The following is a 26,798-nucleotide window of genomic DNA, read 5'->3' as shown; positions in this document are numbered from 1 at the left end:
TTTTCGTTTTGGAACTCCCAATTCACCCAACTACACATATACCTATAAAATCATATACTTAGACTCAGGCGCTTTTCAGTTCCAGGGGAAAACTCACCCATAAAAAAGGAGGCTTTAGCCTCCTTTTAACCGACAAGATTTGGATACTCAGCTATTAATTCCAGCTGCGCATCTTATGCCCTTTCACCGCATAGAAGAGGATGAAGAGGTAGCATGGCAAACCAACCCAGTAACCGAGCTGAGTATCACCGCTGAAGTGGGCCACCTTGCCAAAGAGCAGCGGCAGAATAGCGCCACCGGAAATGCCCATGATCAGCAACGCCGAGCCCTGGGCGGTGAATTTGCCCAACCCATCCAGTGCCAACGGCCAAACCGCAGGCCACACCAGCGCGTGGGCCATCCCCATCATGGCAACAAATACCACTGAGTTTGGCACCAGAGGTACGCCCATCCATCCCCATAGGGCTGAGGCCAGGGCGGTGCTTTCGGTAGAGCCGAATACGGCACCGAGTACACACAGACCACCGGCAATCGCTGAGGCAAGCAAGGCCTTTTCCTGGCTGATAAAGCGAGGAATACAGAGCACACCTATGGCATAACCAATCACCATAAACACCATGGTGTAAGAGGTTAGCGATGCGAAGTTGGCTACGCCCAGGGACTGACCGTACAGACCAATGGTGTCACCGGCAATGACCTCAATACCCACATAGGCAAAGAGCGCGATGGCGCCCAGAATAACCTGGGGGAACTGGGTGATACTGCCCTTCTCACCTTCGGCGGATTCGGTTTCTTCAAACTCGATTTCCGGCAGACCTGAGAACTTCACCAGCGCAATCAGTGCAAGCAGCGCCACAGCCATATAAATGTAAGGCATCACCAGGCGGCTCGATAGCTCGGTTATCTGTATCGTGCGCTCGGCTTCGCTCAGGGCAGACAGGTGGGCTTCATCGAAGTTTTCAAGCCCGGAGAGAACCAGTGCAGTAAACAGCAGGGGTACCACTACACCGGCTAGCTTGTTGATGATCCCCATGATGGAGATACGCATAGCGGCACTCTCTTTCGGACCGATATGCACCACATAAGGGTTGGATGCCGTTTGCAGGATAGTCAGGCCAGTACCCAAAATAAACAGGGCGCCCAAAAACAGCAGGAAGTTGGCACTGTAAGCGGCAGGAATAAATGCCAGACTACCCACAACCATGATGGCCAAACCAATGGCCATTCCGTTGCGATAACCGGTACGGCGCAAGATGGACGACATGGGCAAGGCCATTACCGTGTAGGCTATGTAGAAGGCAAAAGTGACAAACAGTGCCTGAAACTCGTTCAGCTCACAGATAACCTTCAGAAAAGGGATCAGTGAACCATTCAGCCAGGTCACAAATCCAAAGATGAAGAAGAGTATGCCGATAATGGTCATCGGCAGTACGCTGCTTCTGCGGCTCACCTGAGCCTCGCTCGCAACTGTCATGTTCATATGCCTGCTTCTTTGTAATCGTTTGTTATCAAGATCAGGTTAAGCCCAATCCCATCCATCCAACGGCACTTGTTATATCACCCCACCATTGTGCCAAGCTGGTGTGGTTTTTCGCCTCATGTTTCACCGATGTTAAAACACAAAGCCCAAAAAGACAACGCTGTCATTTTATTAAAAAGCTTCTAACAGGGTCACCTGAAGCGCCCCTGAGCGCCGCAGGCTACCAGTTCTGACTTAAATCCGGATGAATATGCCTTTACGGTACATCCAATAAAGCAATGCCCACTGCACCACCAAAAAGCCGATGGCTGCCGCCAGTGCCTGAGCTGGCATGGGTAACGCATTGATAAGCCCACCAAAGAGACTCTTACTGAGGTAATCCCAGTTCATCAGGCTGGACGCCAGATAAATAATGATGGAGTTCACTCCAATCACCACAAAGGGGAATGCCAGTCGTTTGGCACCGAGCAAATCCACCAGCACATAAAAGAGGGCGAGGAATAGCAAGCTCCAGCCGGTGGTCACCAGTACAAAGCTTGAGGTCCACAAATCTTTGTTGACCGGCAGCACACTATCGAGGCCCCAGCCAAGCACCAGTGCCAACACCCCTGCCCCGGCCAATATGCCCGCTTTGGCCCAGTCGCCTTTGGCGTGAGGTTTCACAATAAAGCGCCCCACAAACACGCCTATCAGCGCATTCACTATGGCTGGCAGTGTGGAGAGAATGCCTTCAGGATCGTACGGACGATTTTGATAGGTGATCCCCGGCAGAAAATGGGTATCTACCCAGGCATTGATGGAACCGGCGGGTGTCAGCAAGCCAGCCTGACCACCGGGAACTGGCAGCCACAACTGAATAGCAGCGTATCCAAATAAAATAGCCACGGCGGCCACTATCTGAGTACGCAGGCTGGTATGCCACACCAAAAGTGCAGCAAAAAACCAGGCAAATGCAATGCGTCCCAGCACACTGGCATAACGTACTTCGTCTGGATGTGCCGGAATGCCAGTGCCCCAGCCGTGGTTATAGAGCACGCCCAGGGCCAGCAGCAAAAACAAGCGCTTTACTGCATGGCGATAAATCGGATTGCGCTCGTCAGGCGGCAGTTTATCGAGCCGCTTGGGCGACAACCCCAATGCCACGCCGGAGAGGAAAATAAACAGTGGGAAAATCAAATCGTAAAAAGTAAAACCATGCCACTGACTGTGGTGCATCTGGGCATCGGCGAGCTGCCAGAAAGACCATCCAGTGAGGGCAAAAAGCGCAATAAACAGCTTCTCGCCCCCCAAGATCCAGAACATGTCAAAGCCCCTCAGGGCATCCAGTGACATCAGCCTCGGCTTGTCGGCCTTGGTCTGTGTTGCTTGCATCGTTCTATCCTTTATTTTTGTTATGTTTTTAAGTGTTTCAGTTTTTTACAGATAAAAACAGGCCCCGGAGGAGCTGACTCTACCAGGGCCGGTGTTTGTTGTGGTTGGCTCACAGGCCAAACACCTGCTTGCCGCCAATCCAGGTACCACGGCAACGGCCGTTATCATCGAGCAGTACCATATCGGCTTGCTTACCGACAGCCAGAGTCCCCACCCTGTTGTCGATGCCAAGGAACGCGGCGGGATAGAGTGACGCCATGCGAATGGCTTCGGCCTGCGGCAACCCCAACATGTCTACAGTATTTTGCACCGCACCGGCCATATCCAGCACACAGCCGGCCAGCTCTCCGGTCATGGCATTGAGCTTGTCGCCCTGACGCACCACCTGGATACCAAACAGGTCAAAGCTGGCGTTCTCATCCATGCCCACAGGCGGCATGGCATCTGTCACCAACATCACCTTACCGCGGGGCTTGGCTTTGATGGCAATACGGGCCGCCGCTGAATGCACGTGGTGACCATCAACAATCAAACCACACCAGGCATCATCGCTGTCGATGGCGGCGCCAACCACGCCCGGCTCACGGGAAGTAAGCGCCGACATGGCATTATAAAGGTGGGTAAAACCGATGGCACCGGCTTCAAGCGCCGCGACAGTGGTGGCGTAATCAGCATTGGAGTGGCCCAAACAGACCTTAACCCCGACTTCCACCAAAGCGCGGATCACCTCGGGTGACACATTCTCTGGAGCCAGGGTTACAACCTTCAGTCCCAGATCCTGACGGGCAAAAATCTCCAGCTCGCGATCGCCGATGCGGCGAATGTGCGACTCGGGATGCACACCTTTTTTGGGTACCGACAGGTGCGGCCCCTCAAAGTGCACCCCAAGCACACCGGTGGAGCCTTTGGCGATAGCCGCTGCTGCCGCATCGGCGGCGCGGGCCATGGTCTCAACCCCATCGGTGATAAGCGTCGGCAAATAACCTGTGGTACCAAAGCGGGCATGGGCGGCACCAATGGCTTCAATAGCGGCCACAGTTGGGGTGTCATTAAAGAGCACACCGCCCCCACCATTGACCTGCACATCGATAAAACCAGGCACCAGGGTGCCCTGCAATTTAACCTCGGCGCTGCCAGCTACGGTGTCGAGGGCCAGCACCTGGCCATCTTCCACAGTCACAGGCACATTGTGGTGAAACTGCTCGCCATCAAACAGGCGCTCGGCGATAAGGGTCGTTTTCATGCGCGCTCCGGGCAATAAATTACAGGGTCTGGGTAACCTTTTTCAGGCCTGCAGGTGCATCCGGGTCAATGCCACGGGCAACGGCTACGGCGGCCACATCAATGTAGAAGCGTTGCAGCAGTGCAAGTGGCGCCACCCGTGGGTGGATGTCGGTGGAGGTTTGGTTCAGGTGAACCAAATCGGCACCGCGGCTGCTGACGTTCTCAATCTGCTCAATGTGGCTGGCATAAGACTCATCGCCCACGCACACATCCACAATGGTCAGCTTCTTCTCAACCAGGGCCACAGGACCATGGAGGAACTCGGCGCTGGAGAAGGCTTCTGCGTGAATAGAGCACACTTCTTTAAGCTTCAATGCAATCTCTTTGGAGACGGCATAGCCAAGACCACGGCCCAGTACCACCAGGTTACGCACGGCGCCAATGCCTTCGGCAGTGAGCTGAGGCTCAGCGTTTACTGCGGCGTCCAGCGCAGCCGGCATGGTATCAACGGCCTTGGCCAGCGACTCACTCTGGGTCCAGGCAGCTGCCAGTTGAATCAGAGCAGACAGAGTGCAAAGATAGCTCTTGGTGGCAGCAACGGCCTTTTCTTCACCGGCACGCAGCGGCAGCACAACATCCACGATATCTTTGATAGGCGCAGATTCATCGTTCACCAAGGCCACACAGAAGGCTCCGGCGTTTTTGGCCATACGGGCCTGGGCAAGGATATCAGGGCTGCGACCGGACTGGGAAATCACAATCACCAGCGCGCCTTCGAGTTTCAACGACTTCCCGTACACGCTGGCAACGGAAGGAGCGGCGGCAAAGGTAGGCACGCCTGTTTCGATTTCAAACAGATATTTACCGAATACACCGGCGTGATCTGAGCTGCCACGACCCACAATCATCACGAAGCGGGGGTTTAGCTCTCTCAGCTTTGCGCCGAGCTCGGCTGTGATCTGAGCGTTGGCAGCCAGCTGGGCCGCGATTTTGGCCGGAGCCGTACGGGCTTCCTGCTCCATGATGGTATTGGTCATCTGTGTCACCTTAAGTCTCGCAATTATGAATAACGTTGACCGCCTCAGGCAGCCGTTTGTTTGTTATGTTGCTGAATGGCGAATAGCACTGCGCCCATTTCTGGTGCCGCCAGGGAAGGCTCCAGACGCGCAACCACGTCTGCGTCGAGCCATTTTTGCAGCGGCTCGGCCAGCCCGCCAATCATGGAAAAACGTGCAGGAGTCAGGGTAAAGAGCTTGCGCGCCATCTCACTGATATAGGCCGCGCCCTCACGCAGTATGGCCTCGGCAACCTTATCCCCCTCATCGGCGGCAGCCAGCACCTCTCGGGCGAGGGTGGCGTAGCAGCTCGACGAGCGTCCGGCCAGGTTCTCTACAATACCCAGGGCATCTGATACACCGAGATTGGCAAAGAGGCGTTCGGTCAACGCAGTTGGCTCGGCAAAACCATCGAGCTGCAATAGCACATGTTCAGCGGCTCTGAGCCCAAGCCAGGCGCCACTGCCTTTGTCGCCAAGGGCAAAACCATGGCCACCCAGGCTCAGACTGTCATCACCCACATGGACATAACCACAAGAGCCGGTTCCCGTAATGATCACGGCGCCGTCTCCGCCCTGATGGGCACCTATGCATGCGGTATGTAGATCAGAGGTCACATACATGGACTTGAAGGGATGCTGCCAAGCCTGCACATCGGCAAGCAGGCGCGGCACATTGACACCCGCAAGGCCGAGACCGGCCACCAGCAAGGATGCGTCATTCAAACTCAAACCCGCATCCCTAAGCGCCAATTCGGTTGATGCCAGTATGGATTGGAAAGTTTGCTCCAGCCCAAACAAAGGGTTAGCGCGCCCGGCAACACCTGTGCCCAGCACGTCGAGTTTGTGGTTGTACAGGGTTGCTCGGCACTTACTGCCACCGCCATCTATACCCAGGTACAACTGTCCTTCCAGGGTCTGGTCAAATGCCATGACTTTCCTCTTTGCACATTTGGATTTGGCCTGGAACCCTTGCCCACGACCTATGCATTTTCTAAGTTAATCTCATGTTACAGTAAAAATGACAGCGTTGTCATTTAAATTTTAAACTTGAACAAAAATCAGCGTTCAAGCCCGAAAACACTGACCTGAGCGGAGAAAAAGAGGCCTGGTTTTTCACTTTGAAATCAGACCTCTTTTGTTATGTCTCGGTTATTTCACGTTCAAGGTTCTGCCCTTACGCTTACCATCTGCCGCCACACCACGCACTTCAACCGGCAAGCTGGTTACCTCAACCGGTCCCTGATAAGGCTGCCAGTTACCACCGGCCTCGCGGTATTCAACACCCAGGCCCGGAAAGGCGATATTGGCCGACAGCTTGCCATCTTCAATCCGGGCGCCAACTGTGGGCACACGGTAGTGCACACCGGCCAAATCCAGCTTGGCCAGCTCTTTATGACCAAGGGTGTTGGCCATCTGCTGCCAATCGGCGGCCTGCAGCGCGCGGGCTTCGGCGCTGAAGTTGCCACTACTCCGGTTATAGAGCGCGCCTTCGTGGTTGTAGGGCACTTCCCAACCCGGCTTGTGCCAGGCACGCTCCGCCAGCATCAGCAGGCGCGGGAAAATCATGTACTGGGCCTGCTCGTCACTGCGAATGGTCTCGCTCCACAATTGGCCCTGCACGCCATAAAAGGCCTTACCAGGCTGCATAGGCTCGCTGATAACCTTGCCAGCCTCATCCAGCTGTTTTGTGTCGTCGGCTTCGAAGGGGTTGTTCTCGATATCCAGCCACTGCTCGGCATTGGCCGGCAGGTTACCCGGCATAAAACCGAAAACCTTCTGGCTGTTGGTGGCGCGGCTCGCCCAGTAGTAGCCATGCTCCTTAGGGTCGGCCTCGTACGGGAAATCGAAATACAGCACCTCAGGGTTAGACAGTACGACTTCCCAACCGAGGTTAGCCTGCTTGTGGGCACGCTGATGACCCTTGTGAGCGACCACATCCCAGATGTTGCTCTGGTTCATGGCAGGCATTTTTTCCGGGCGGGTGTGACTCATGCCATCACTCCAACCAGCGGGCTCAATGCCCTTGTCGTGCAGCATGTTGGCCACCCGCTCGATAAAGTAAGCACCCAGCTCACTCTTGTCGGTCACGCCCTTGTCGTTATTGGCAATAAAGGCCTCACACTTGGGCGACTCGAGCCAGGCACCGGCAGTTTCATCGGCGCCAATGTGATAACGGGTCAGCGGCTGACCAGCTTCTTTGTGGAGCTTGGCAATTTCATCAATCACCTTGTCAACAAAGTGGTACGTCGACTCAATACACACGTTGAGGGTGTTGTCGTCGTAGTACTGAATAGAGCTGTAAACCGTCTTATCTTCCGGGTCGATAAGGCGAAATTCCTCGGCGCCCTTGATATCGCCCACTTCCGCCAGGCGGCGATACCTGGCTTCCATGGCTTTGACGGCAGCGCGGCTGTGGCCGGGCATGTCCATCGACGGGATCACCTGAATTTGTCTGGCTGAGGCGTATTTCAGGATCTCAATATAGTCAGCCTTGCTGTAGAAACCATTGACCTTCACATCGGCATCCGGACCACTGCCAAGCTGCGGCAACAGACAGGTGTTTTCGGCAAGGTCGTGACAACGTTTGCTGCCAATCTCAGTCAGCTCCGGCAGACCATCAATTTCGAGACGCCAGCCCTCATCATCGCCCATGTGCAGGTGCAACTTGTTGAGCTTATAGGCTGCCATCTGGTCAAGCAGGCTCAGCATAAACTCTTTGGAGTGGAAGTTACGGGACACATCCACGTGCATGCCGCGAAAGCCGTATCTTGGCGCATCTGTGATGGTTTGAGCGCTGATAACCGGCTTGCCTGGCTGCACAAGCGCTGCAAGTGACGACAGACCATAGGCAAAGCCGGCATCGGTGGCGGCTTTAATCTCGACGCCCTCAGGGCGAATTACCAGCTGATAGGCTTCTGCACCAAGTGAGTCATCACTTACCAGCTTAAGCCTGGCACCATTCGCAGCCTCCTCAATACCGAGGCGGGCAAGACGTGCCAGTGCAGCATCGATGGAAGCTTTATCCAGTCCCTGTGGCAGCTCAACGGCAATACCGCCGGACAAGTCCAGCGTGCCAATGCCTGCCTCCAAGGTTTGCGACAAAGGCGCAGGCACTATGCGCTGGGCCGCTGCGTCAGGGTCAGCAATAAGCGACTGATTGGCCTCAAACAGCACTGGCGCCGTTGCCCATGGCAGCTTGTCGTTGTCGGTACGACGATACTGCTTCTCGGCATCGGTAAAGGCTTCAACGTAAGGGCGCAGCTCAAGGCCCGTTTCGGCTTCGATGGCAAGCCTGGTGCTGGCAATTACCACAGGCTTAAGCCCTGGTGCGGTAATGTAATAATTGGGCATGGCATCGGTTTCAGACAGCTGCCACAGCTCACCGAGAAACGCCAGGGTCTGACTCTGGTTAGCCTTGAATCCACTGAAATGTTCGGTTGGCTTGATGCGGTGCAAATCGCCTTTTACATGCTCAATCACAAAGTCTGTACTTTGCACCGACTGCACCGGGCGCATCTGGCTGTAATAGATTTCAAAATCACGGCCATCGAAGTCGATGGGCGAAGTCAGCACAATTTCGGCCTGAAAGCAGCGACCTTCACCTGCGTCTTTTTTGCACTGGTCATCGGGTCTGTTGGTGATCACCCGATATTTCACGTCAAGTCCATCGGCAAAGGCCTGCAAACTGGCCTGGCTAAGTACCGAAGGTTCGGCGGCAACGGCAGCGGGCTCGACCGGGGCTTGTGAGCACCCACTGACACCGAGGGCGAGAAGAATCGCAGATGCGGCTAAGGAAAATTTCATTGTTGTCCTCATTTTTCCTGTTTTTCAGGGCTACAACCTGAATGAGTTTACAAGTGCCCGCAATCTTTCCCCCTGTTGGAACAGGCGCTCACCGGACTGTGCCAACGAGGCGCTGTCTGCTGAGGCCGAACCTGAGATGCCGGCGAGATCGTTCAAACTTCTGGAAATATTTTCGGTGACACTGGTTTGCTCTGATGCAGCATGGGCCACTTCGGTATTCATTGCGTTGATATTGGAAACCAGGCGGGTAACGCTGGCAAGCATGGATTTGATTTCCTCGGCCTGCGACAACGACTTATCCGACAGCTGCTGACTGGCGCCCATCACGGTAACCGTATCATTCACCCGGGTTTGCACCTGCTGGATCATCTTTTGAATTTCGCCGGTGGCTTGCTGGGTACGGCTTGCCAGGGTACGCACTTCATCGGCTACCACTGCAAAGCCCCTGCCCTGCTCTCCCGCCCGGGCTGCTTCAATGGCGGCATTCAGCGCCAGCAGATTGGTCTGCTCGGCAATGCTGTTAATCACCACCACTACTTCATCAATCTTTTGCGTTTCCTGCTGTAGCTGCTGGACCGATACAGCGCAGCGACTGAGCTCGTCCACCAGCTGCCGGGTGAGTCCCAGACTCTGGTCAAAGCGGCGCTGGCTCTCATCCACCTGGGCATCCGCTTCAGCCGCGGCTTCAGAGGTGCGCAGGGCATTGCCTGCCACCTCGGCGGCACTGGCCGACAGCTGGCTAACCGCAGTCACTGCGGCTTCGGTCTCCTGACGTTGCTCCTGTATCCTCAGATTATTGGCGCCGCTCAGGCTGCCCAGAGTACCCGCCCCTTCGATTAGCTGGGCAGCGGTTTCCTGCACTTTGGTTACAGTGGCATGAATTTGTTCAATAAAGGCATTAAAAGCCGATGCCAGACGGCCAATCTCATCCTGACTTTCCACCGGCAGCCGCCGGGTCAGGTCGCCATCACCACTGGCCACATCCTCCATCGCCGATACCACATGGGCCAGCGGAGTAATCACTAACTTTTTGAGAATAATGACGATGACAACCATAGACAGCAGCAAAATCAGTGCGCCCTGGGCCAGCAGCCCAAGCAGCAGTGCGCTGAGCCGCGCCTCGATGGGCGCCCGGGTAAAGGTCACGTCCATCTTGCCGGTGGGTTTGCCGTTGTCGCTGAAGCTGATGCTCTTTTGCTCAAGACCCGCATCTTCGCCGGTATTACTGCCAACACTGGCCATGGGCTTACCGCGATGGTCGAACACCTTAAGCGCGGCAATTTGCTCCTGTTCCAGCGTGACCGACAAAATCGCTTCTATCTGTTCAAAATCATAGGTAAACACCGGCTGAACCATGGTCACTGCCAGGCTGGCAAGGGTGTCTTTTTCATATTCGGCAAAGGCCTGTTCAAGCTTTTGCTTTTCAAACAAAAAGGTCGCACCAAACAGCAGCACCATCAAGCCGGACAGCGCCACCGCCAGGCCTATCTGCACCTTGAGAGCCAGATTATTACTCATTTCACCCCCTCCATACTGAACAGATCGAGCCATAACTCAGGCCGGTTTACCGGCGTCTGCGGGCTCAAATCCGGCGTATTCAAGCGGATGATGACCCGTTCATTGAATTTGGCGATGCGATAGAGCTCGTCGATTTTGAGCTCTTTATTGAACATGCGATCGAAACTGCCATCGGCAATCATGGCCTCAAGGCCAAGGTTCAAATCCTCGGCCAGCGCCTGACGTTTGGGGGAAACAAAGAAATACGCTGGACTGCGGTATTGCAATAAGACACGGCTGTCGACTTTCAGCGTCGGATCAGGATGTTTGGCCAGCTCATCCCAGATTTCCTGAGCGCCCAGCGCCAGATAATCGAAGCGACCGCCTTCGAGCATGGGGTAAAGGTTTTTGTATTTGTAACTGGTAATCAGCGGCAAACCGTTGGATTCAATAATGGTGGCGTCGGGCCAGTAACGGTTTTGGCCTGCGAGAAAAGTACTGAAATCCTGCTTGTTTTTAACGTTGGCAAAACGGCCCTGGTCCGCATCACGGATGATAAGCAGCCGGTTACCCAGCAGCCCTTTGAACAAGGGAACCCTAATGGGTAATACGGTGCGTTCGAGTTCGGCTGAGGTCATGCTCCAAAAGATATCAATGTTGCCCTCAAGCGCCTCTTCGACTTTGCGCTTTTGGTTCATCTCGGAGCTTAGTTGGGAAATCTGATAGTCAGTGCCCGAACGCTTCAGCGCCTCGGTAAGCAGAGTGAACTGCCAACTGTTGGGAATGGTAGTGACAAGAGATGCGTCGGCGGCTTGGCACGGCAAGGCGCCGGCAAGGGAGACCGAAATAAACAGTGCGTAAAACCAGGACCTTGTTTGCATTGTGCAGCCCTCTTTTATGGCTTTCGCCATGGGGGTTGTCGTTGTTTTAGTACCGCCAATACCCGGGCTTTACAGTCAATCACCCAAAAAAAAGCTGGGCACTGCGTACAGCACCCAGCCAACCATAGTTTCTGGGGAGAGACTATTAAAGATTAAATACAAGCGTATAGCCGCCCGACAGATATACGCTTGCCAATAAACATGAAACAGGAGACCTCATCCCTTTCATGCAGACCTTACAAGACAACAGAGCCACACAAGCAAATGACAACGCTGTCATCAACTACATTACACAATACGACTCAGGATTTCTACAATTTTTTGACATTTTTTCGGCGTCGATACGGTAGGCAACACTGCCGCTATTTTTCAGTGCAATTCAGAGTCTTTGATAAAAAGACGGGCACTGTATATCAAACCAATGTCGTGTGTGAGCCTTAGCAGGGAAAAACGAACAGAAGATGCTTTGTTATGTCGATGAAGTATGTACGCAAGTAATTGATATGAATAGCACCGTTGGATTGCTACCAGCCCTGGACTCCCTGCTGATACAAGGGCACTGTCTCGCCGCCGCTCCAATCACATAAAAGCCCTTTTCCGCAAATTGGCCGGATTTTAACTATGTAACCATTGAACTTCCGGATAGGTGCCCCCATGTCTTTAAAAGCGGTGATAGGTACTGGTGACATAAAGAGCCGTTACAGTGACTCGTTTGGGTAAGGAATTAACTTCCCAGCACTGTCATCAGGTAGCGCTTTAACCAGAACCGAGTGCGAAAGATGCCATGATACAGCCTGTGCCCCACTCTCTGTGCCAGAAGGCTACTGGTAATAAGGGGTTAACTGGCGACTTGTCATACTGAATATTTGAGCGCGCCACATCCCGAGACGATGCAACCACACACCAAGGTTAACCATGTGGTGACATATTGCAAAACCATTGATAACATCGGGCCTTTGGTGTCCGGTAGCATCAGCTTCAACGGCCCCTCTGTGATGTACAGATATGGCCAGGACCCTAGATTTATAAATAAAGGATAATAACAAATGACTGCGCAGTACGTTCCTCTCAATAATACCGCTCACAAAAACCTGAAAGTTAAGCAAACCCTTGAACTTGCTGAATTTGAAAAGCATCACATGCTGCCCTTGGTTGTTCAGGAATTTATGCCCGCAGCCACCAGTTTCCCTATCATTTTTGCCAAAAACACCGACAGCGGTGAGTATCAGCCAGTGGCTGTGACCTCTCTGAAGCCAGAGAGCAACAAATTTATCAAAGATGGTAAATGGACCCAGCGCTATGTGCCTATGCAGCTGCGCGTTGCGCCTTTCATCGCTGGCCCTGATGAAACTCAGGAAAAATTGCTGATTGGTATCAATCAAAACAGCACCCTACTGAGCGAAGAAGAAGGCGTGGCGCTGTTTAATGAAGACGGTGAACAAACTGAATTCCTGCAAGACCGCGTGAAATTTATCGGCCAGCTGTTCGACTTCCGCGAGTTGACCAAGCAGTTTGTAAAGACCCTGACTGACCATGACTTGCTGCAGCCTAAAACACTGACCGTGAATGGCAAAGACGGCGAGAAAGCCAACTACGACGGCATCTATATGGTTGATGAGAAGAAGCTGCACGAGCTGAGCGATGAAGCCAAGCTTGAACTGTTCAACAAGGGCGCTCTGTCAGCCATTTATGCTCACCTGGCATCACTGAATCAAATCGACCTGGTTATGGGCGAATAAGCTCAAAAGGGATAAAGAAAAGCCGGGTTTCCCCGGCTTTTTTATTTAACGCACATAGTATGAAGAAAGCATCATAAAGGCTATGATGCCCTTGCCATGGCCGCCTTCAGGCCAGCGAGCCACTTCCCATGCTCCATCAAAATCTCCTCCGCCCTTGCAGCCAGGGTATCGTTACTCTCCAATAGCAGCCTGCTCTGCTCTATTTCCCTCGGGTCAAGCGCCTTGATACGGCTTGAAAAGCCCATGCCATAGAGCACATACAGGAAGTTTTTATCATCGAATAAATCAAAACGGGTGAAAAAGTCCGATTGCTGAGGGGGTCTTACGGCAAACTTCGCCAGTCGTGACTTGAGGGTTTCGGACCAAGTGTCGGGATCGCGATTGGCCGCCCAAAAGCCGGTATCGTCCCTGTCTGAGAGACAGTAATGCAGCTTGATAAAATCGATGACTCTTTCCCACACGTAGGTAATGACATCATTGTAGTAAGGGCTAAGCGCCTCCATATCCGAGGTTTCCCTGGGGAAGTTTTTGGCCAGCAGTTCTGCAGAAAAGTCCGTCACCAATATCGAGGTGGCTTCCAGAGGTTCGACAAAGCCCTGAGCAAGCCCCAGGGTGGCGCAGTTTTTGGCCCAAAACTTCTCCCGATAGCCAATCTTCATCGGGATCTTTCTGGGCGATATTTCGCTCTCGTCCATGCCAAGGTATTGGGCGAAGGTGGTAACGGCCTCTTCATCGCTCATGTACTGGCTGCAATACACAAAACCAGTGCCCCGTCGGGTGGTCAGGGGAATATCCCAAATCCAACCCGCCTTATGGGCCGTAGCCCTGGTATAGGGGGACAGCGCCTCACCGCTCTTCAATGGCACCTGTTGCACTATCACCGAGTCGGTCAGCAATTCTTTGCCTTTATCGACAAAGGGTACCTTTAATACCTTGTCCAGAAGCACCGAGTGAAAACCGCTGCAATCGACATAAAAATCGAATGCCAGGTTGCCAACTTCTTTGGTATTCAGACTGGCAATGGCGCCATCATCATCCAGTGTTGCAGCCGTGACTGTGGCACTCAGATACTTGACCCCAAAGCGCTCCCTGGCGTTTTGCGAGAGCAAGGTGGCAAACTTCAGCGCATTGAAATGATAAGCGTAAGCCAGTTCGCCCTGATATTCGGGAGCACTGATACGTTTGGGAGCCAGGTTTTTTTCACAAATCCGGGCCTGTATGCCCACATCATCAAAGGGACGCTTATCCTTCTGGGTCAGCCAGTAATTGCTGATGTCCATGCCACCGGGATAGGGAGAGTCGAAAGGATGGTAATAGTGGTTATCGCCGTGACGTTCGGGGTCGAGCCAATTGACGAACTTAATGCCCTGTTTGAAGGTGGTGTCACAGTTTGCCAGCAGCTCGGCTTCTGATATGCCAAAGCGTTTGAGCCCTTTCATGATGTAGGGCACTGTGCCCTCCCCCACACCAATGGTTGGGATCTCCGGCGATTCAATAAGGGTGATCTCAACTTCCTTATCGGCGCACAGCTCAGCCCCCAAATGATTGGCGGCCAGCCAGCCGGCAGTTCCGCCACCCAGGATAGCAATTTTTGTTATTTTCATTTGCAGACCTGTCCTTCAATAAAAAAACCCAGCCGAGACTGGGTTTTTTATTACACATTTATCTTAGAAGTTGAAGCTTGCGCCCAGCTTATAAGTGGTTTCGCCTTTGAACGACCAGGTTGGGTAGCCATCCTGCAGGGCAGGCTTAACGGCAGTACCCACACCGGCTGCACCGTACTGAACGTCATCTTCTGCAGTCAGGTTGATGAGCTCAAGACGCAGTGCGATGTTCTCGGTCACGTTCCATCCCAGAGTCACGTCCAGAGTACCGAAGTCATCGTGCATGCGGTTACCGTAGTATTTACCGTATTCACGCACCATGTACTCACTCCGCCAGTTGTAGGCTGCACGGGCTGAGAAGGTATCATTTTCCCAGTAACCAACCAGGTTGGTGGTGTGCTTGGATGCTTCAGTGAATACGCCGATGTTATCGGTGTACACTTCTGCAGGGGCAGTGCCATCGGTGAAGGTATAGTTGGCGTTGATACCAAAGCCGTTATCCCAGGCGTGGTTCAACTGCAGTTCGATACCGTCGATGGAGCCACCACCGGCGTTCATGTAGCTGTCAACAATCCAGCTGTCCGCAGGCACTTCCAGGTCATTGTTGATTACACCAATCGCCTTGGTTTCCGGGGCAGTTGCCACGATAAAGTTGCTGATATCCTTGATGAAGTAGGTAGCAGCAAACAGGTTGCCATCGCCATAGTAGTACTCGATGCTGACATCAGCCTGAGACGACTTCATTGGCTCCAGACCTGGGTTACCGTAGGTGATTTGTTCGTTGCCACGACGGTCATCAGGATAGCCAGATGAAGTGGACAGGAACAGGTTGTCGTAGTTTGGACGGGTGATAGCCTGACCGGCAGCCAAACGCAGGATAAGGTCATCAGCCAGGTCGAATGCCACGTTTACGCTTGGCAGTACATCGTGATAGCTGTCGCTTACGCTGTGAACTTCTTCACTCCAACCGGCGTTGATCCCCAGGTTATCAGCCGGAGAGTTATCGATGACGTGGCCGCTTGAAGTCACGTCGGATTGGATATAACGCAGACCGAAGTTACCGCGGAAACCTTCACCCTCGAAAGAGAACATACCGTACAGAGACAGGTTTTCTTCATCGATTTTGCCGTAGGCAGGGCGGCTGTAGACAAACTCATCAACCAGAGACACGGTTGCATCTATCATGGCATCCAGGTTGGCTTTTGGAATGGTCCATTCGTCATAGCCCAACTTCATGGTGCCGCTGTAAAGATCGGTGCTGTTAAACACGTTTGGCAAGCTGCCATACACGGCACGATACTCTTTCTTCTCGAAGGTGTGCTCGGTATAACGGATACCAGTTTCAAACTTGTTGATAGCGCCCAAGTCCAGGTCGAAGTCCAGGTCAACCTGAACATAAGACTCTTCGTCGGTGTTCGGGCCCTGGATACCGGTCCACTGGGAAGTGCCCACTGTGGTGTCCAGATTGTCGATGCCGAAGCTCATGTCACGGCCATTGATATCAATTTGCTTTCCGGTGGCATCAACCACACCGGCCCACTTGATATCTTTAAAATTGTCGCCCCACCAGCCATAACCAAAGTTTGCACTCATCTGAGTACCACCTTCCGCCTTGGTTTTACCGGCCACGGCAGCAATGGCATAACCGTCGCCATCGTATTCCATGTTCAGTTCGAAGGTGTCTGAAGTCATTTCACCCTTGCGCGCCCAGTTCTGGAAGAACACGTCTGATGGGTCGCTTTCCGGGGTATCGCTGTAAGTACATACACCAGCATCGTTAAACTGCTGGCAGTGTGAATCACCGGCACCCCAGTTGGTATCGGTGTTGATGTACATGTTGGCGCCGATGCTGTCCGCGCCCAGTTTCAGTGACAGGATGTGGGCACCGAACTCCAGATTGTCGGTAGGGCGATATTGCAAAGTAGCGTCAAGAGCGGTGCGCTCCTGGCTTTGCAGGAAGCTTGAAGGCTGGATGGAAGAACGGCCACCCCAGTCGAGATCCGCTTCGGTACCAACACGCAGATATTCACGGTCTACGTATGCACCGGAAACCAGAATACCGAAGGTTTCGGCTTCGTTTTTCCAGCTGTAAAGACCTGATACTTCAGGGGCCCACTCTTCATTGATTGAACCGTACTCACCCTTTACTGAGCCAAAAATCGAGTTGGCTTCCATATCCAGAGGTTTACGGGTTTTAACAATAACAGTACCACCGATACCACCTTCAACGAGGTTGGCCTGAGTGGTTTTGTACACTTCCATACCGCCGATCAGTTCTGCCGGCAGCATAGAGTAGTTGAATGAACGGTCGATGTTCATCTGATCGTACCAACCGGTCGAGGCCACGTTTTGGCCATTCAGGGTGGTGAGCGTCATCAGAGGATCAGTACCACGGATAGACACTGAACTACCCTGGCCAAAAGCACGACCTACGGTCACACCTGGTACACGGCCAAGTGCTTGACCCACATCAGAATCAGGGAGTTTACCAATATCTTCGGCAGTAACGGCATCAACTACGGCGTTGGAAAAACGCTTTTCATTGATGTTGGCTTTGTTGGACGCGCGGATACCGCGCACTTCAATTTTTTCAATATTTGCAGTATCAACCGGAGCTTCGGCAGCCACTGCACCTACTGATACCGCACCACCGAGGAGGATTGCGATATTGGTAGCGAGGACACTCTTTTTAAAGGTAGATGGTCGCATCTCGTTTCCCTTCCATATTATTTTTTATGTTTTTGCATCCATAACCATTCCCGAAGGAATGACAACGCTGTCATGTCTAGCGCAAACATTACACAATAATTAACAGCGTTACCACAACAAAATAACTGGGAGTTGAAAAAAAGTGTGTCGCCATCAAGGCTGCAGCGAGTTCGTAAAACAAAAGATCTTTTGTTAACAGTATGTTGCTTTAAATACTTTTGGCGTACAGGTGTATCCTGTCATGCCTTGGATAACATCCTCAGGGAAAAGGCGATTGCCAATCAGGGCAAAAATCCGCACTATACGTGAAATATTCTCAACCGATACAAGTGCAATATTTGGTATTCCAAACGCCTGTCTTCTGCCAGTTCCCATCCAAATAGAGCCAATAATAGATTGAATTACTGAGTGTTTAGATGAAAGTCACAATTAATGACGTTGCCAAATACGCCGGCGTGTCTATCAAGACAGTTTCCCGGGTTACCAACAACGAGCCCTCGGTAAAACAGGCAACCATAGACAAGGTAAATGAGGCCATCAAGGCACTTAATTACCAGCCCAATCTGGCTGCGCGTAACCTCGCTGGCACCAAGTCTTATGTTATCGGTTTTATCTACGACAATCCCAACGCCTACTACATCATCGATATGCAAAACGGCATTTTATCGGCATGCCGAGACAAGGGTTATGAACTCCTGATCCACCCCTGCGATGCAACCGCCGCAAGTATCTGCGAAGAGTTAACTGCCTTGGTAAAGCACGCCAGACTGGCAGGACTGGTACTGACTCCGCCCCTGTCAGAAGACCCCAAAATATTGGCGGCGCTCGATAGCATTGATGCCCATTACGTACGCATCATTGCCGGAGACAAAACCAAAGAAAGTTGTGGCTTGACTGTATTGGTAAACGACAGGCACGGCGCAGTGTCTATTACCCAACATCTGATTGATTTGGGACACAAACATATCGCCTTTATCAGCGGTGACGAGCAGCACGAATCGACCAAAGAGCGCTTCGCCGGTTTTTGCGACGCCCTCTCGCTCAACAACATTGCCTTGAATCCGGCGTTTGTTGTTGAAGGGCAGTATTCGTTCGAATCGGGTGTTGATGGGGCTAAACGCCTGCTTTCAATGACACCAAGGCCAACAGCCATCGTCGCCTGTAACGATGAAATAGCGGCCGGCGCCTTGTTTGCTGCGCGTTTGCAGGGGGTTGATATTCCTCGCGATATATCAATCGTCGGCTTCGAAGACAGCCCGTTTTCACGCCAAACATGGCCCAAGCTGACCACGGTTCATCAACCGAATCAAAAGATAGCGCAGGTCGCCACAGAGCTACTCATTGCCAATCGTAAAGAGCAGCGCCTCGACACTGCCAGGGTATTTACCCCAGAGCCAGTCGTCCGCGACTCCAGCAGCAACCCGCTTTAAACAGGCCAGGCTCAATGCAACTTAAGCTTGGGCCGCTGCCATCTGAGCAGCTTTTGCGCCAGGCGATACACCAACGCTGAAAACCAGCCAAATAAACTGGAAAGATGGCGATGATAGAGGGAGAGGTACATAAAGCGAGCCACGTGCCCCTCAATGAAAAAGTCGCCTCGCCTTAAATTTCCCATCAGATTACCCACAGCCGAAAAACGGCTGAGTGACACCAGAGAGCCGTAATCGCGATATTCGAACGGCACTTCGGCCTGCGCTGCGAGGCGGTTGAGGATATTGTGGTACAGGGTTTCAGCCATTTGCGACGCCGCCTGTGCTCTGGGAGGCACCGGCTTCCCATCAGCCAATATTAGCTGTGCGCAGTCTCCCAAGGCATAAATATCTGTGTGCCCTTTAACCCGCATGCAGGCATCCACTTCAACCTGGTTTCTGGGGGTTATGGGTAACTTGCTGAGGTCTGAAAACACATTCGGGCCCTTAACTCCTGCGGCCCAAACCCTGATATCAGCCCTGATAAGGTTACCGTCCTGGGTGGTGAATCCTTCTTTGGTTACTTCCTTTACCTGCACGCCCAGATGTAAGTGAATGCCGATTTTATCGAGGACAGCCTGCGCACGCCCACTGACCCTGTCAGGTAGCTGTGGCAAAATTTTGGGTGCGGCTTCGATAAGATGAATGTCCAGGTGCTGCTTGGAAATATTCTGATAGCCAAATTCTCTGACGGATTCGACAACGTGATGAAGTTCAGCGGCAAGCTCAACTCCCGTCGCTCCGGCACCAACAATACCTATACTCAAGCGCGACTGGGTTTCATCGAGCAACATTAGACCATCGAGTAATTGTCCGTGAAACTGTTCTGCATTTTGCAGACTATCGAGAAAAATACAGTGAGACTCGGCGCCAGGCGTATTGAAACTGTTGGACACACCACCAAGGGCAAGCACCAGATAGTCATACTCTATGGTGCGGGGGCCCATCAGCAGTTCTTGCTGTTCATTATAAAGCGCTGACAATTGGATGTTTTTTGCATCCGGGTCCAGAGCTTCAAGAGTACCGCGCTGATAGCGATAGCCATTTTTTAACCCGTGGTCACGGTAGAGCAGGCCCTCAAACGATTTATCTATCGCCCCCACAGCCACTTCGTGCAGCTTAGGTTTCCAGATATGAATTGGACTTCTATCGACGAGCAAAATGTCGGCTTTGCTTTTCAGCCCCAGCTTTCTCCCCAATTTTGAGGCCAACGCAAGCCCACCCGCACCACCGCCTACTATGACTATTCGCTTTGTGCCCACAGCTATACTCCGTAGTACATTCCTTTTTGCTTTTATATCACAGCGATATAGCGAAACAAGCTGGCATTAACCACATGGAATAAGATGCGATTTAAAAAAGAAAAAAATAGCAGTGAATAAAACCAAATTTTCAAAAATTGACCGAACCATCGACCACAAGCTGACTTCGTCGCCAATTACCTCAGATGAACACGCTAAAAAGGGCCTTTCGGCCCTTTTTTACACTGCTTCTTCGTTTTCTTCGCCAGTACGGATCCGGATGACCCGTTCTACCTCGGTGACGAAAATTTTACCGTCGCCAATCTTACCAGTACGAGCTGTATCAACTATCACATCAAGCGCCTGGTCCAGAAGCTCATCCTGAATCACCAACTCAATCTTAACTTTGGGCAGAAAGTCGACCATATACTCTGCACCTCGGTATAACTCTGTGTGCCCCTTCTGACGACCAAAGCCTTTCACTTCAGATACTGTCATACCAGTTATGCCAATTTCAGCCAGTGCTTCACGCACATCATCCAGCTTAAAAGGCTTGATTATGGCTTCGACTTTTTTCATCAACTGCTCCCTAAATTTATGCTAACCCAAAATCTGTTAGCTAATAGCTTACCACTACAATGATTAGATCAAGAGGTAAAATGATTCAATCTTCATAGAGCAGAACAATATATACGAGCCACCCCAGTCTGAACCAACTCCTCTATACTGAATTGATTCGGTCGTAACCGAATTTAAGTCATTGCAGGACGCATTGACGACAAACGGCAAGGATTCGCTATGAAACATCAAACCGGCTTTACCCTCATTGAGCTAATGATAACAATCGCGATTGCAAGCATATTGCTTACTATCGGGCTCCCTCAACTTACTGAATTACATCAAGCTTACAGGGCCGATGCCGCGATAAAGGTCATTCAACAAACCTTGCAATACGCTAGAAATACAGCGATAAGTTATGGGCTTCGAGTGACCGTTTGCCCTTTGAAAGACAATCAATGCACGAATGACTGGCACCTGGGGCTAGCAGTCTTCACCGATTCAGGCGTTAGTAACCAGATAGATGGCAATGACAAATTACTGTTGCAAACAGGCTCTTTTGATAGAAATGACTTAATGTCCTACAACCGTTCCGCGGCACGTTTTCAGCCAGATGGGCTTGCATCGGGTAGCAACGGAACGTTCAAGTACTGCCCCGGTTCGGCAGACAGCCCTTATTCCAAAGCAGTGATAATTAACCAGGCAGGCAGAGTCCGCTTCTCGACAGAGAAAAATATCGAATGCACTCAATAATGCTACACCTACGCCAGCGTAACGGTTAAATCAACACTGAGCTGTTAGTGCTCTTTTCTACTGAAATTGGGCAACTTCTCGCTTATACTTTTAACAGTATCAGTGAGGAGTTATAGATGCATAAGAATAAGCAAGGATTTACATTAGTCGAACTCATGGTCACCATTGCCGTGGCAGCAATACTCTTAACTATTGGCGTACCATCGTTAACATCGATCTATGAGCAAGTGCGGGTTGATAACAATGTTAAGAAGATTCATGACCTGTTTGCTTTCGCGCGAAACCAAGCTGTGAGCTACGGCGCGACAGTTAAGATCTGCTCTTTTGCTTCAGCAACCTCCTGTGGGACAACAGCAGACTGGAGTGGCGGTATTAGAGTTTATATTACTGATGCAGCTAACACTGATCACGAACTAAGAGCTATAGACAGCTTTAATGGCCTGGACAAAGTTAAGGCTTCTGCAGTTTCAATGACTTTTTCCGCTGATGGACTGGCGTCTGGAGGCACAGTAACATATTGTCCGAATGGCAAAGCCAGCGATTCACAGACAGTTCTTATAAGCACTAGTGGACTTGTGTCTTATGGTACCAACGGCAATGCTTGTTAGGTTCATTATGTAAAAACCCGCTGATGCGGGTTTTTCTCTATTAACTAAAAAGCAGATATCATCGCAAAGTATGCTTATCTATATTCTGCGCCATAACACTCGAGAATGCTTTATTTAATGGAACGCACTCTTCGACACTCTTAATGTAATATTTCTTTCCTTTATTATCTGTCAACTGAGTTCCGGGCAAGCTTGCAACTCTCAGTTGCACATCTTTCTCATTCCAGCGGTAAAATATTACTCGTTCGCCTTTCGGCAGACTATCAACAAAACACTTGTAATCCTGTTTCGCAGCATATGTTGTACCTGTAATACAAGACAACGATACAGCCAAGAATACAGAAGCTAAGATCTTATTCATTTCCAACACTCCGATGAAGGCCCCTTAACACCAGCCGAGGTCAGTGTAATGGTACCGCATGTCGAATCTTTACTCGCCTGTGTCCCTGCTGCAGTTGCCGTAATAGTATAAGAGCTCGTCCCAGTCGAAGCCACACTATAATACCCATTCTCAGTAACAAAGGGATTTGCACCTAATCCTAACTTTGTCATATCGGTCGCATAAGCTCTATTATCTAAATAGTACTGCTCTTGTAAATTCGCAACACGCATAACTGCTGCGACACCTTCTGAGCGCCCACTTTTAGTCACATAGTTAATATACGATGGATAAGCTATTGCCGCCAATATGGAGGCAATAGCAACCACCATCATCAACTCTATTAACGTAAAACCAAACTTTCTCTTACCATTCATACCTATGCTACTCATCAATGTGGTAATAAATCTTATTAGTTGTCAGGCCTGACTCTATATCCACTGTTCCTGTACAATTCTCACCATTTTCATCACATTTACCTTTACCTATAATCAGTACTGGTGGAGGCGGATTTAATAAATCTTCAGGGGTACAATCTTCACCGGAGTCGCATGCAGGTGGAGTAATAATTTTTGGCGGCTGTGGGATACAGTTATCGCAAACATCTATAATATACGCCTCGGTATAACGTGCTCCTTTGTGTAAATCCAAGGTATATAAACGTCCAACTGAAGACACACTACACACATTCTGGCCTGCCGCCGGCTGAGTCGGAATAAAGGAAGTAAAATATACTTTTCCTTTTATAATCACAGACGGGGATAGGCTTTTTTCACCAGTAACCGCGAAATTATAATACCAGCCTAGCTTTGTCCCAAATGCAATGTTTTCATCCTCTGTTGAAGGTGCCGCTGAAGTCACGTCATAAAGATTGCTAAAAGTTATTGGAGATGGGATCGCAGTAGCACCATCTCCAAACTGTTGAGACACTACGTATCTGTCCTGTAATACAAAAAACATATCCTCAGCGTTTAAACTCAAAGGATCCGCCCGATTTCCTGAGCCTAGTGTAACTGCATCATAAGGCACATTTTGATACGCTACAGTAGTCGTGGTGCCTGACTCGTCAGTCACAGTTACTTCAGTTGTATTGGTGAAATAGGTTTGCGCTACGCTTGGCTCGTAGAAGAACCTGCGATCGATCGATGGCAGGTTTCCTCCTAACTCTGCAAACTTAAAGCCACTCCAGGTGCCCTTATCCGCAGAAGGCAAATCCATTCGCCACACGTTGCCGCCCAAATCAGCTGCATAAAGCCGGTCAGTGTAGCCGTCACTATTACTATCCAAGGTCGCAATAGAGCCAACTATAGAGTCTTCAATACCTGCAAGTGCAGTATTTCCATTGGCACCAAAGCTATGTATCAAGCTACCTGACTCGGCATCTACAAGATAAACCATTCTGCCAACAGAATTTGAACCATCACCGGAATCATAACCTTGGTTGTATCCCCCACCAAAAATCACCACTGGCTTGTCTGAGCCTGGTATTTTGGTGACCACGGGAGTAGACCAAGTTTGTCCCATGTTGCTGAATTCAGTAATGCTGTTGGATATTTGCCACATAATCTTTGGCGATTCAGGTTCGGTAATATCTATGGCGTAATAGGACTGCCCCCCACGACGCAAACCGACAAACAGCCAAGCTTTCGTTATCAAGCCAGAAGCATTGCGTTCAATATGAGCGACAGGCGAACCATCAATCCCATAGACACTGTGCCCGGCTAAATAACTATCTCGCCGAATGGTCGCCAAGTTAGGAAGAAGCTGGTAAGGCATAAACGCCCAGCTCTCGCTGACTGAAGAGCCAGAGTCTCTGAAAGAGTGCAATGCACCATGGTTTGTACCAACAAAAATCCGAACATTCGACCCATCACCACCGTAATCGATTGCCAAAGGTTGGGAGTGAAGTGGATCACCCATGATATCGCCTCTTACACCGGCGAAATCTTCAGATGTCAATGCTCCTTCAGAATCTCTATCAACATTTTTACCCTTGATCCAATCGAATGTTGCAGTCAATTCTGAATCAACAATCAATTTAGGTAATCCGAGATATGTCGCTAGCGCCTCGTCCCCCCCCGCATAAATAGAAGCATTTGAGCGTGTTAGCTCAGTAAATGCTCCACCAGTGCCTATATCACTTAAAATTGTTCTGCTATCAGGGACAATCGTCCTCGCCGCACCACCTAAGACCACGTCATTCCCGTCATTACCTTCCGTACAGTTACTCCACAAACTGCAAGAGCTTTCGGCAATACCACCTGAACTATCAATAGCCGGTTTACCTGTAGAATCAACCAAAGTTCCAGATGAATTAACTTTCAGCTTTTTCAGATTTCCGGCCCACTTAGGACTTTGCTGAGGACGAAATAGCGCATAGTAAGCTGAATCCAGAGTTCTGGTGGGGTCAGCATTACTGAATGCAACACCTGGTGCAGAAAATCGCTGGCCAGTTTGTGGAATAGAATCGATAATATTGCTGATAGCCTGTTGCAGTCCCGCTACATCATCGGCACTTCTGTAAGTTCCAAAAACCTTCTTACCATCAGAGGTCATTAAATAAGAGCGAGAGGCGGTTTCTACGAGCAATGGTTCTGCCTCTGAGTCTTCTCCCAAACTAAAGCCTATCGTATGAGTTACCACGCGTTGTTTATTCTCTACATCAGGCAACAAATCGTTGGCAAACATATATTCTGCCAAGGCGGGAAGGTAACTTACTTTCGCAGGAACATCGCCATTAGCAGCCTTATACTCATATGGTTCCCCACCCAAGTCTTTAATAAATGTGTTTGCACTATCATCCAGTACTGGTGCACCATCTGTGATATATATAATATGTGCAACCTTATTACACTCGGATAAAGGCGTAATATAATTACCATCCGACTCTACTGAGGTATCATATTCAGGCTTATTCGAGGTGTACTTGATATCTTTGCCATTATAGTCAGCATCGGCATGTCCAAATGTAATAGGTCCGCCAGAAAAATATCTATAGGCTTCAAATAAGGTTTCGCAAAGTGGCGTATTTGTTTGCGCAGGTAGGTTGCTGATAGTGCTAAGCATCGTATCTTTCTCGGCAGCGGATCTCTGTCGAATACCAGCGACAATACGTCCACCATCACTGTCACCTTCATTAGGAAAGTTAAGATTATAAACAGCCAATCCAAAATCTACTGAAGGAATAGAGCTAATAACACCGGATATCGCAGATTTCGCTATTTCTAAACGTGTCAGTCCTCCTGGAGGTGCAGGCAGTGATCCATTTTTATATAGGGTATACCAGCGCAAATAATTATCGGTATACAACGTCACTAACTCGCCATTATTCCAATTTAGATTTTTCGAGCTAGCCAGATCATCACTCCATGGACTGCTCACATCACCATCTTGGGGGAAGCCTGATGGATAACCAGTTTTAAAATCACTACCGTCATCATTGTTGCTGTCATAACCTAACTCAATATCTTCCCAGCAATCTATGGGATTATTTGTTTCTGCGCCACTATTTTCCTTTATTGGCTGCCAAGTGCCCTTACCCTTACCTTTGATTATAAATTCTCTGATGTAACCAGTGAAGCGGCCATACTGATTAAGCGCATCTCGAGCAGCTTTACAGCCATTCAAAAGGTCATTAAAACGTCTTGATTCGGAAGGACTGTCGGGCACTGGCAAAGAAGACTCATCCATACCGGTACCAACAGTAAAATAAATCATTCTACCCTGGTAGGAATTTGCACTTCCCACAGCCTCGTATTCTGTTTCTGGATCATACCCTCCGGGTACACCTTCCAGTATCGTATCCATACTGCCAGAGTTATCAAAAATAATAAGCACCTGGGGGCGCACATTGTTTGCTGCGGGATTGAGATAGAGATCCGTATCATCCGCAAAAGATTGCGCTGGCAAAACCGACGCTGTAACCAGGCCAGCAAATAGAATTTGATTGAACTTCATGATCCGCTCCCGCTGAGCACTTCCTGCTCAATACCTGTTACAACGATAACCTGACCTAGATTATCCCGGCCAAAATTCACTTGGCTTGAGATTTCAATGCGGCGGCATTTAAACAAGTCCGTGCCACTCGCCGCAGCACTTCTTTGGCATGACACGTTTTTAGGTTGAACCACCAAGTTGCCAGCGCCATCATCCACCAAAGGCAGTGGTGTCAGCACTTGCGCCCCACCTGAATAGGAGTTTGCACTATCAACTGCAGTCATAGTGGCCAAAAAAGCCGGTGTCTTATTTAGAAGTACCGCCGCAACCCCACCATCCGCTAATGCTTTAGCCTCTATGCGCTCGGCACCAGCCCCTGCCATTCTCAGAGACTGAGTAGAATTTACAGCCAGTGCGACACCAATAACCGTCATAATGATCAAAACGATTAATGCAAAAAATAGTACGATTCCTTTCTGCTTTTTCAT

20 protein-coding genes are annotated in these 26,798 nt (G+C 50.6%); 4 read left to right on the top strand and 16 right to left on the bottom strand.

The window, feature by feature from the left end:
- Nucleotides 1–154: 154 nt before the first annotated feature.
- The 8 genes from K0H79_RS04800 to K0H79_RS04765 all read right to left on the bottom strand — a co-directional run bounded on the left by K0H79_RS04800 (nt 155) and on the right by K0H79_RS04765 (nt 11,314).
- Nucleotides 155–1,480, bottom strand: coding sequence for a sugar MFS transporter (locus K0H79_RS04800; protein WP_408733369.1), 1,326 nt, complete (start codon nt 1,478–1,480; stop codon nt 155–157).
- Nucleotides 1,481–1,714: 234 nt separating this feature from the next.
- Nucleotides 1,715–2,851, bottom strand: coding sequence for a transmembrane glucosamine N-acetyltransferase NagX (gene nagX / locus K0H79_RS04795; protein WP_220077503.1), 1,137 nt, complete (start codon nt 2,849–2,851; stop codon nt 1,715–1,717).
- 109 nt (nt 2,852–2,960) lie between these two features.
- Entirely contained in the window at nt 2,961–4,094 is a 1,134-nt protein-coding gene (gene nagA, locus K0H79_RS04790; RefSeq protein ID WP_220077502.1) for an N-acetylglucosamine-6-phosphate deacetylase, read from the bottom strand.
- Nucleotides 4,095–4,113: 19 nt separating this feature from the next.
- Entirely contained in the window at nt 4,114–5,112 is a 999-nt protein-coding gene (nagB-II, locus tag K0H79_RS04785; protein ID WP_220077501.1) for a glucosamine-6-phosphate deaminase NagB-II, read from the bottom strand.
- 44 nt (nt 5,113–5,156) lie between these two features.
- Nucleotides 5,157–6,062 (bottom strand): N-acetylglucosamine kinase, encoded by a 906-nt coding sequence (gene nagK, locus K0H79_RS04780; protein ID WP_220077500.1) that lies wholly within the window; start codon nt 6,060–6,062, stop codon nt 5,157–5,159.
- 219 nt (nt 6,063–6,281) lie between these two features.
- A complete protein-coding gene (locus K0H79_RS04775; protein WP_220077499.1) occupies nt 6,282–8,936 on the bottom strand; it encodes a family 20 glycosylhydrolase in 2,655 nt (884 codons plus the stop codon).
- A gap of 30 nt (nt 8,937–8,966) precedes the next feature.
- Nucleotides 8,967–10,454, bottom strand: a complete 1,488-nt coding sequence (locus K0H79_RS04770) for a methyl-accepting chemotaxis protein (RefSeq protein ID WP_220077498.1) — start codon at nt 10,452–10,454, stop codon at nt 8,967–8,969.
- Nucleotides 10,451–11,314 carry an ABC transporter substrate-binding protein gene (locus tag K0H79_RS04765; protein ID WP_220077497.1) on the bottom strand — a complete coding sequence of 288 codons (864 nt, stop codon included), beginning with the start codon at nt 11,312–11,314 and terminating at the stop codon, nt 10,451–10,453. Before K0H79_RS04765 ends, K0H79_RS04770 begins: the two co-directional genes overlap by 4 nt.
- Before the next feature lie 1,046 nt (nt 11,315–12,360).
- Between K0H79_RS04765 and K0H79_RS04760 the strand changes: the two genes are divergently transcribed.
- Nucleotides 12,361–13,053 (top strand): SapC family protein, encoded by a 693-nt coding sequence (locus K0H79_RS04760; protein WP_220077496.1) that lies wholly within the window; start codon nt 12,361–12,363, stop codon nt 13,051–13,053.
- Nucleotides 13,054–13,133: 80 nt separating this feature from the next.
- On the opposite strand, the gene K0H79_RS04755 is transcribed toward K0H79_RS04760, so the two are convergent.
- On the bottom strand, nt 13,134–14,657 hold the full coding sequence (locus K0H79_RS04755; protein ID WP_220077495.1) for a tryptophan halogenase family protein: 1,524 nt from the start codon (nt 14,655–14,657) through the stop codon (nt 13,134–13,136).
- A 63-nt stretch (nt 14,658–14,720) separates the two neighbouring features.
- Nucleotides 14,721–17,366, bottom strand: a complete 2,646-nt coding sequence (locus tag K0H79_RS04750) for a TonB-dependent receptor (RefSeq protein WP_220077494.1) — start codon at nt 17,364–17,366, stop codon at nt 14,721–14,723.
- 416 nt (nt 17,367–17,782) lie between these two features.
- Here K0H79_RS04750 and K0H79_RS04745 point away from each other — a divergent pair, with 416 nt between their 5' ends.
- Nucleotides 17,783–18,796, top strand: coding sequence for a LacI family DNA-binding transcriptional regulator (locus K0H79_RS04745; RefSeq protein ID WP_220077493.1), 1,014 nt, complete (start codon nt 17,783–17,785; stop codon nt 18,794–18,796).
- Between the two features lie 11 nt (nt 18,797–18,807).
- Here the strand turns inward: K0H79_RS04745 and K0H79_RS04740 are convergent, their stop codons facing one another.
- The gene (locus K0H79_RS04740) at nt 18,808–20,097 is read right to left on the bottom strand and encodes an NAD(P)/FAD-dependent oxidoreductase (RefSeq protein WP_220077492.1); all 1,290 of its coding nucleotides are present in this window, start codon (nt 20,095–20,097) and stop codon (nt 18,808–18,810) included.
- A 219-nt stretch (nt 20,098–20,316) separates the two neighbouring features.
- A complete protein-coding gene (gene glnB, locus K0H79_RS04735) occupies nt 20,317–20,655 on the bottom strand; it encodes a nitrogen regulatory protein P-II (RefSeq protein ID WP_214505691.1) in 339 nt (112 codons plus the stop codon).
- A gap of 219 nt (nt 20,656–20,874) precedes the next feature.
- Here glnB and K0H79_RS04730 point away from each other — a divergent pair, with 219 nt between their 5' ends.
- On the top strand, nt 20,875–21,387 hold the full coding sequence (locus K0H79_RS04730) for a GspH/FimT family pseudopilin (protein ID WP_220077491.1): 513 nt from the start codon (nt 20,875–20,877) through the stop codon (nt 21,385–21,387).
- Between the two features lie 116 nt (nt 21,388–21,503).
- Nucleotides 21,504–21,995 (top strand): GspH/FimT family pseudopilin, encoded by a 492-nt coding sequence (locus tag K0H79_RS04725; protein ID WP_220077490.1) that lies wholly within the window; start codon nt 21,504–21,506, stop codon nt 21,993–21,995.
- Nucleotides 21,996–22,053: 58 nt separating this feature from the next.
- Here the strand turns inward: K0H79_RS04725 and K0H79_RS04720 are convergent, their stop codons facing one another.
- Genes K0H79_RS04720 through K0H79_RS04705 form a run of 4 tightly spaced genes read right to left on the bottom strand, consistent with a single transcriptional unit; the run spans nt 22,054 to nt 26,798 of the window.
- Nucleotides 22,054–22,356: a TapY2 family type IVa secretion system protein gene (locus K0H79_RS04720; RefSeq protein WP_220077489.1), complete on the bottom strand. Its 303-nt coding sequence runs from the start codon at nt 22,354–22,356 to the stop codon at nt 22,054–22,056.
- Nucleotides 22,353–22,751 (bottom strand): type IV pilin protein, encoded by a 399-nt coding sequence (locus K0H79_RS04715; protein ID WP_220077488.1) that lies wholly within the window; start codon nt 22,749–22,751, stop codon nt 22,353–22,355. The genes K0H79_RS04720 and K0H79_RS04715 overlap by 4 nt, the downstream gene beginning before the upstream one ends.
- A gap of 7 nt (nt 22,752–22,758) precedes the next feature.
- Nucleotides 22,759–26,331 carry a pilus assembly protein gene (locus K0H79_RS04710; RefSeq protein ID WP_220077487.1) on the bottom strand — a complete coding sequence of 1,191 codons (3,573 nt, stop codon included), beginning with the start codon at nt 26,329–26,331 and terminating at the stop codon, nt 22,759–22,761.
- Nucleotides 26,328–26,798: a PilX N-terminal domain-containing pilus assembly protein gene (locus K0H79_RS04705; RefSeq protein ID WP_220078091.1), complete on the bottom strand. Its 471-nt coding sequence runs from the start codon at nt 26,796–26,798 to the stop codon at nt 26,328–26,330. The genes K0H79_RS04710 and K0H79_RS04705 overlap by 4 nt, the downstream gene beginning before the upstream one ends.

Origin of the sequence: Shewanella sp. FJAT-52076, assembly GCF_019457455.1 — a bacterium.
GTDB lineage: Bacteria > Pseudomonadota > Gammaproteobacteria > Enterobacterales > Shewanellaceae > Shewanella > Shewanella zhangzhouensis.
Note: the sequence above shows the minus strand (reverse complement) of the source record. Positions and strands in the feature narration are given on the sequence as shown.

Excerpts from the sequence above, each read along its gene's own strand:
- nagA (WP_220077502.1), bottom strand. The coding sequence starts at position 4,094 with ATGAAAACGACCCTTATCGCCGAGCGCCTGTTTGATGGCGAGCAGTTT.
- K0H79_RS04715 (WP_220077488.1), bottom strand. The coding sequence starts at position 22,751 with ATGAATGGTAAGAGAAAGTTTGGTTTTACGTTAATAGAGTTGATGATG.
- K0H79_RS04710 (WP_220077487.1), bottom strand. The coding sequence starts at position 26,331 with ATGAAGTTCAATCAAATTCTATTTGCTGGCCTGGTTACAGCGTCGGTT.
- K0H79_RS04755 (WP_220077495.1), bottom strand. The coding sequence starts at position 14,657 with ATGAAAATAACAAAAATTGCTATCCTGGGTGGCGGAACTGCCGGCTGG.
- K0H79_RS04775 (WP_220077499.1), bottom strand. The coding sequence starts at position 8,936 with ATGAAATTTTCCTTAGCCGCATCTGCGATTCTTCTCGCCCTCGGTGTC.
- nagB-II (WP_220077501.1), bottom strand. The coding sequence starts at position 5,112 with ATGACCAATACCATCATGGAGCAGGAAGCCCGTACGGCTCCGGCCAAA.
- glnB (WP_214505691.1), bottom strand. The coding sequence starts at position 20,655 with ATGAAAAAAGTCGAAGCCATAATCAAGCCTTTTAAGCTGGATGATGTG.
- K0H79_RS04765 (WP_220077497.1), bottom strand. The coding sequence starts at position 11,314 with ATGCAAACAAGGTCCTGGTTTTACGCACTGTTTATTTCGGTCTCCCTT.
- K0H79_RS04725 (WP_220077490.1), top strand. The coding sequence starts at position 21,504 with ATGCATAAGAATAAGCAAGGATTTACATTAGTCGAACTCATGGTCACC.
- K0H79_RS04705 (WP_220078091.1), bottom strand. The coding sequence starts at position 26,798 with ATGAAAAAGCAGAAAGGAATCGTACTATTTTTTGCATTAATCGTTTTG.
- K0H79_RS04770 (WP_220077498.1), bottom strand. The coding sequence starts at position 10,454 with ATGAGTAATAATCTGGCTCTCAAGGTGCAGATAGGCCTGGCGGTGGCG.
- K0H79_RS04730 (WP_220077491.1), top strand. The coding sequence starts at position 20,875 with ATGAAACATCAAACCGGCTTTACCCTCATTGAGCTAATGATAACAATC.
- K0H79_RS04760 (WP_220077496.1), top strand. The coding sequence starts at position 12,361 with ATGACTGCGCAGTACGTTCCTCTCAATAATACCGCTCACAAAAACCTG.
- K0H79_RS04720 (WP_220077489.1), bottom strand. The coding sequence starts at position 22,356 with ATGAATAAGATCTTAGCTTCTGTATTCTTGGCTGTATCGTTGTCTTGT.
- K0H79_RS04745 (WP_220077493.1), top strand. The coding sequence starts at position 17,783 with ATGAAAGTCACAATTAATGACGTTGCCAAATACGCCGGCGTGTCTATC.
- nagK (WP_220077500.1), bottom strand. The coding sequence starts at position 6,062 with ATGGCATTTGACCAGACCCTGGAAGGACAGTTGTACCTGGGTATAGAT.
- K0H79_RS04750 (WP_220077494.1), bottom strand. The coding sequence starts at position 17,366 with ATGCGACCATCTACCTTTAAAAAGAGTGTCCTCGCTACCAATATCGCA.
- K0H79_RS04800 (WP_408733369.1), bottom strand. The coding sequence starts at position 1,480 with ATGAACATGACAGTTGCGAGCGAGGCTCAGGTGAGCCGCAGAAGCAGC.
- nagX (WP_220077503.1), bottom strand. The coding sequence starts at position 2,851 with ATGCAAGCAACACAGACCAAGGCCGACAAGCCGAGGCTGATGTCACTG.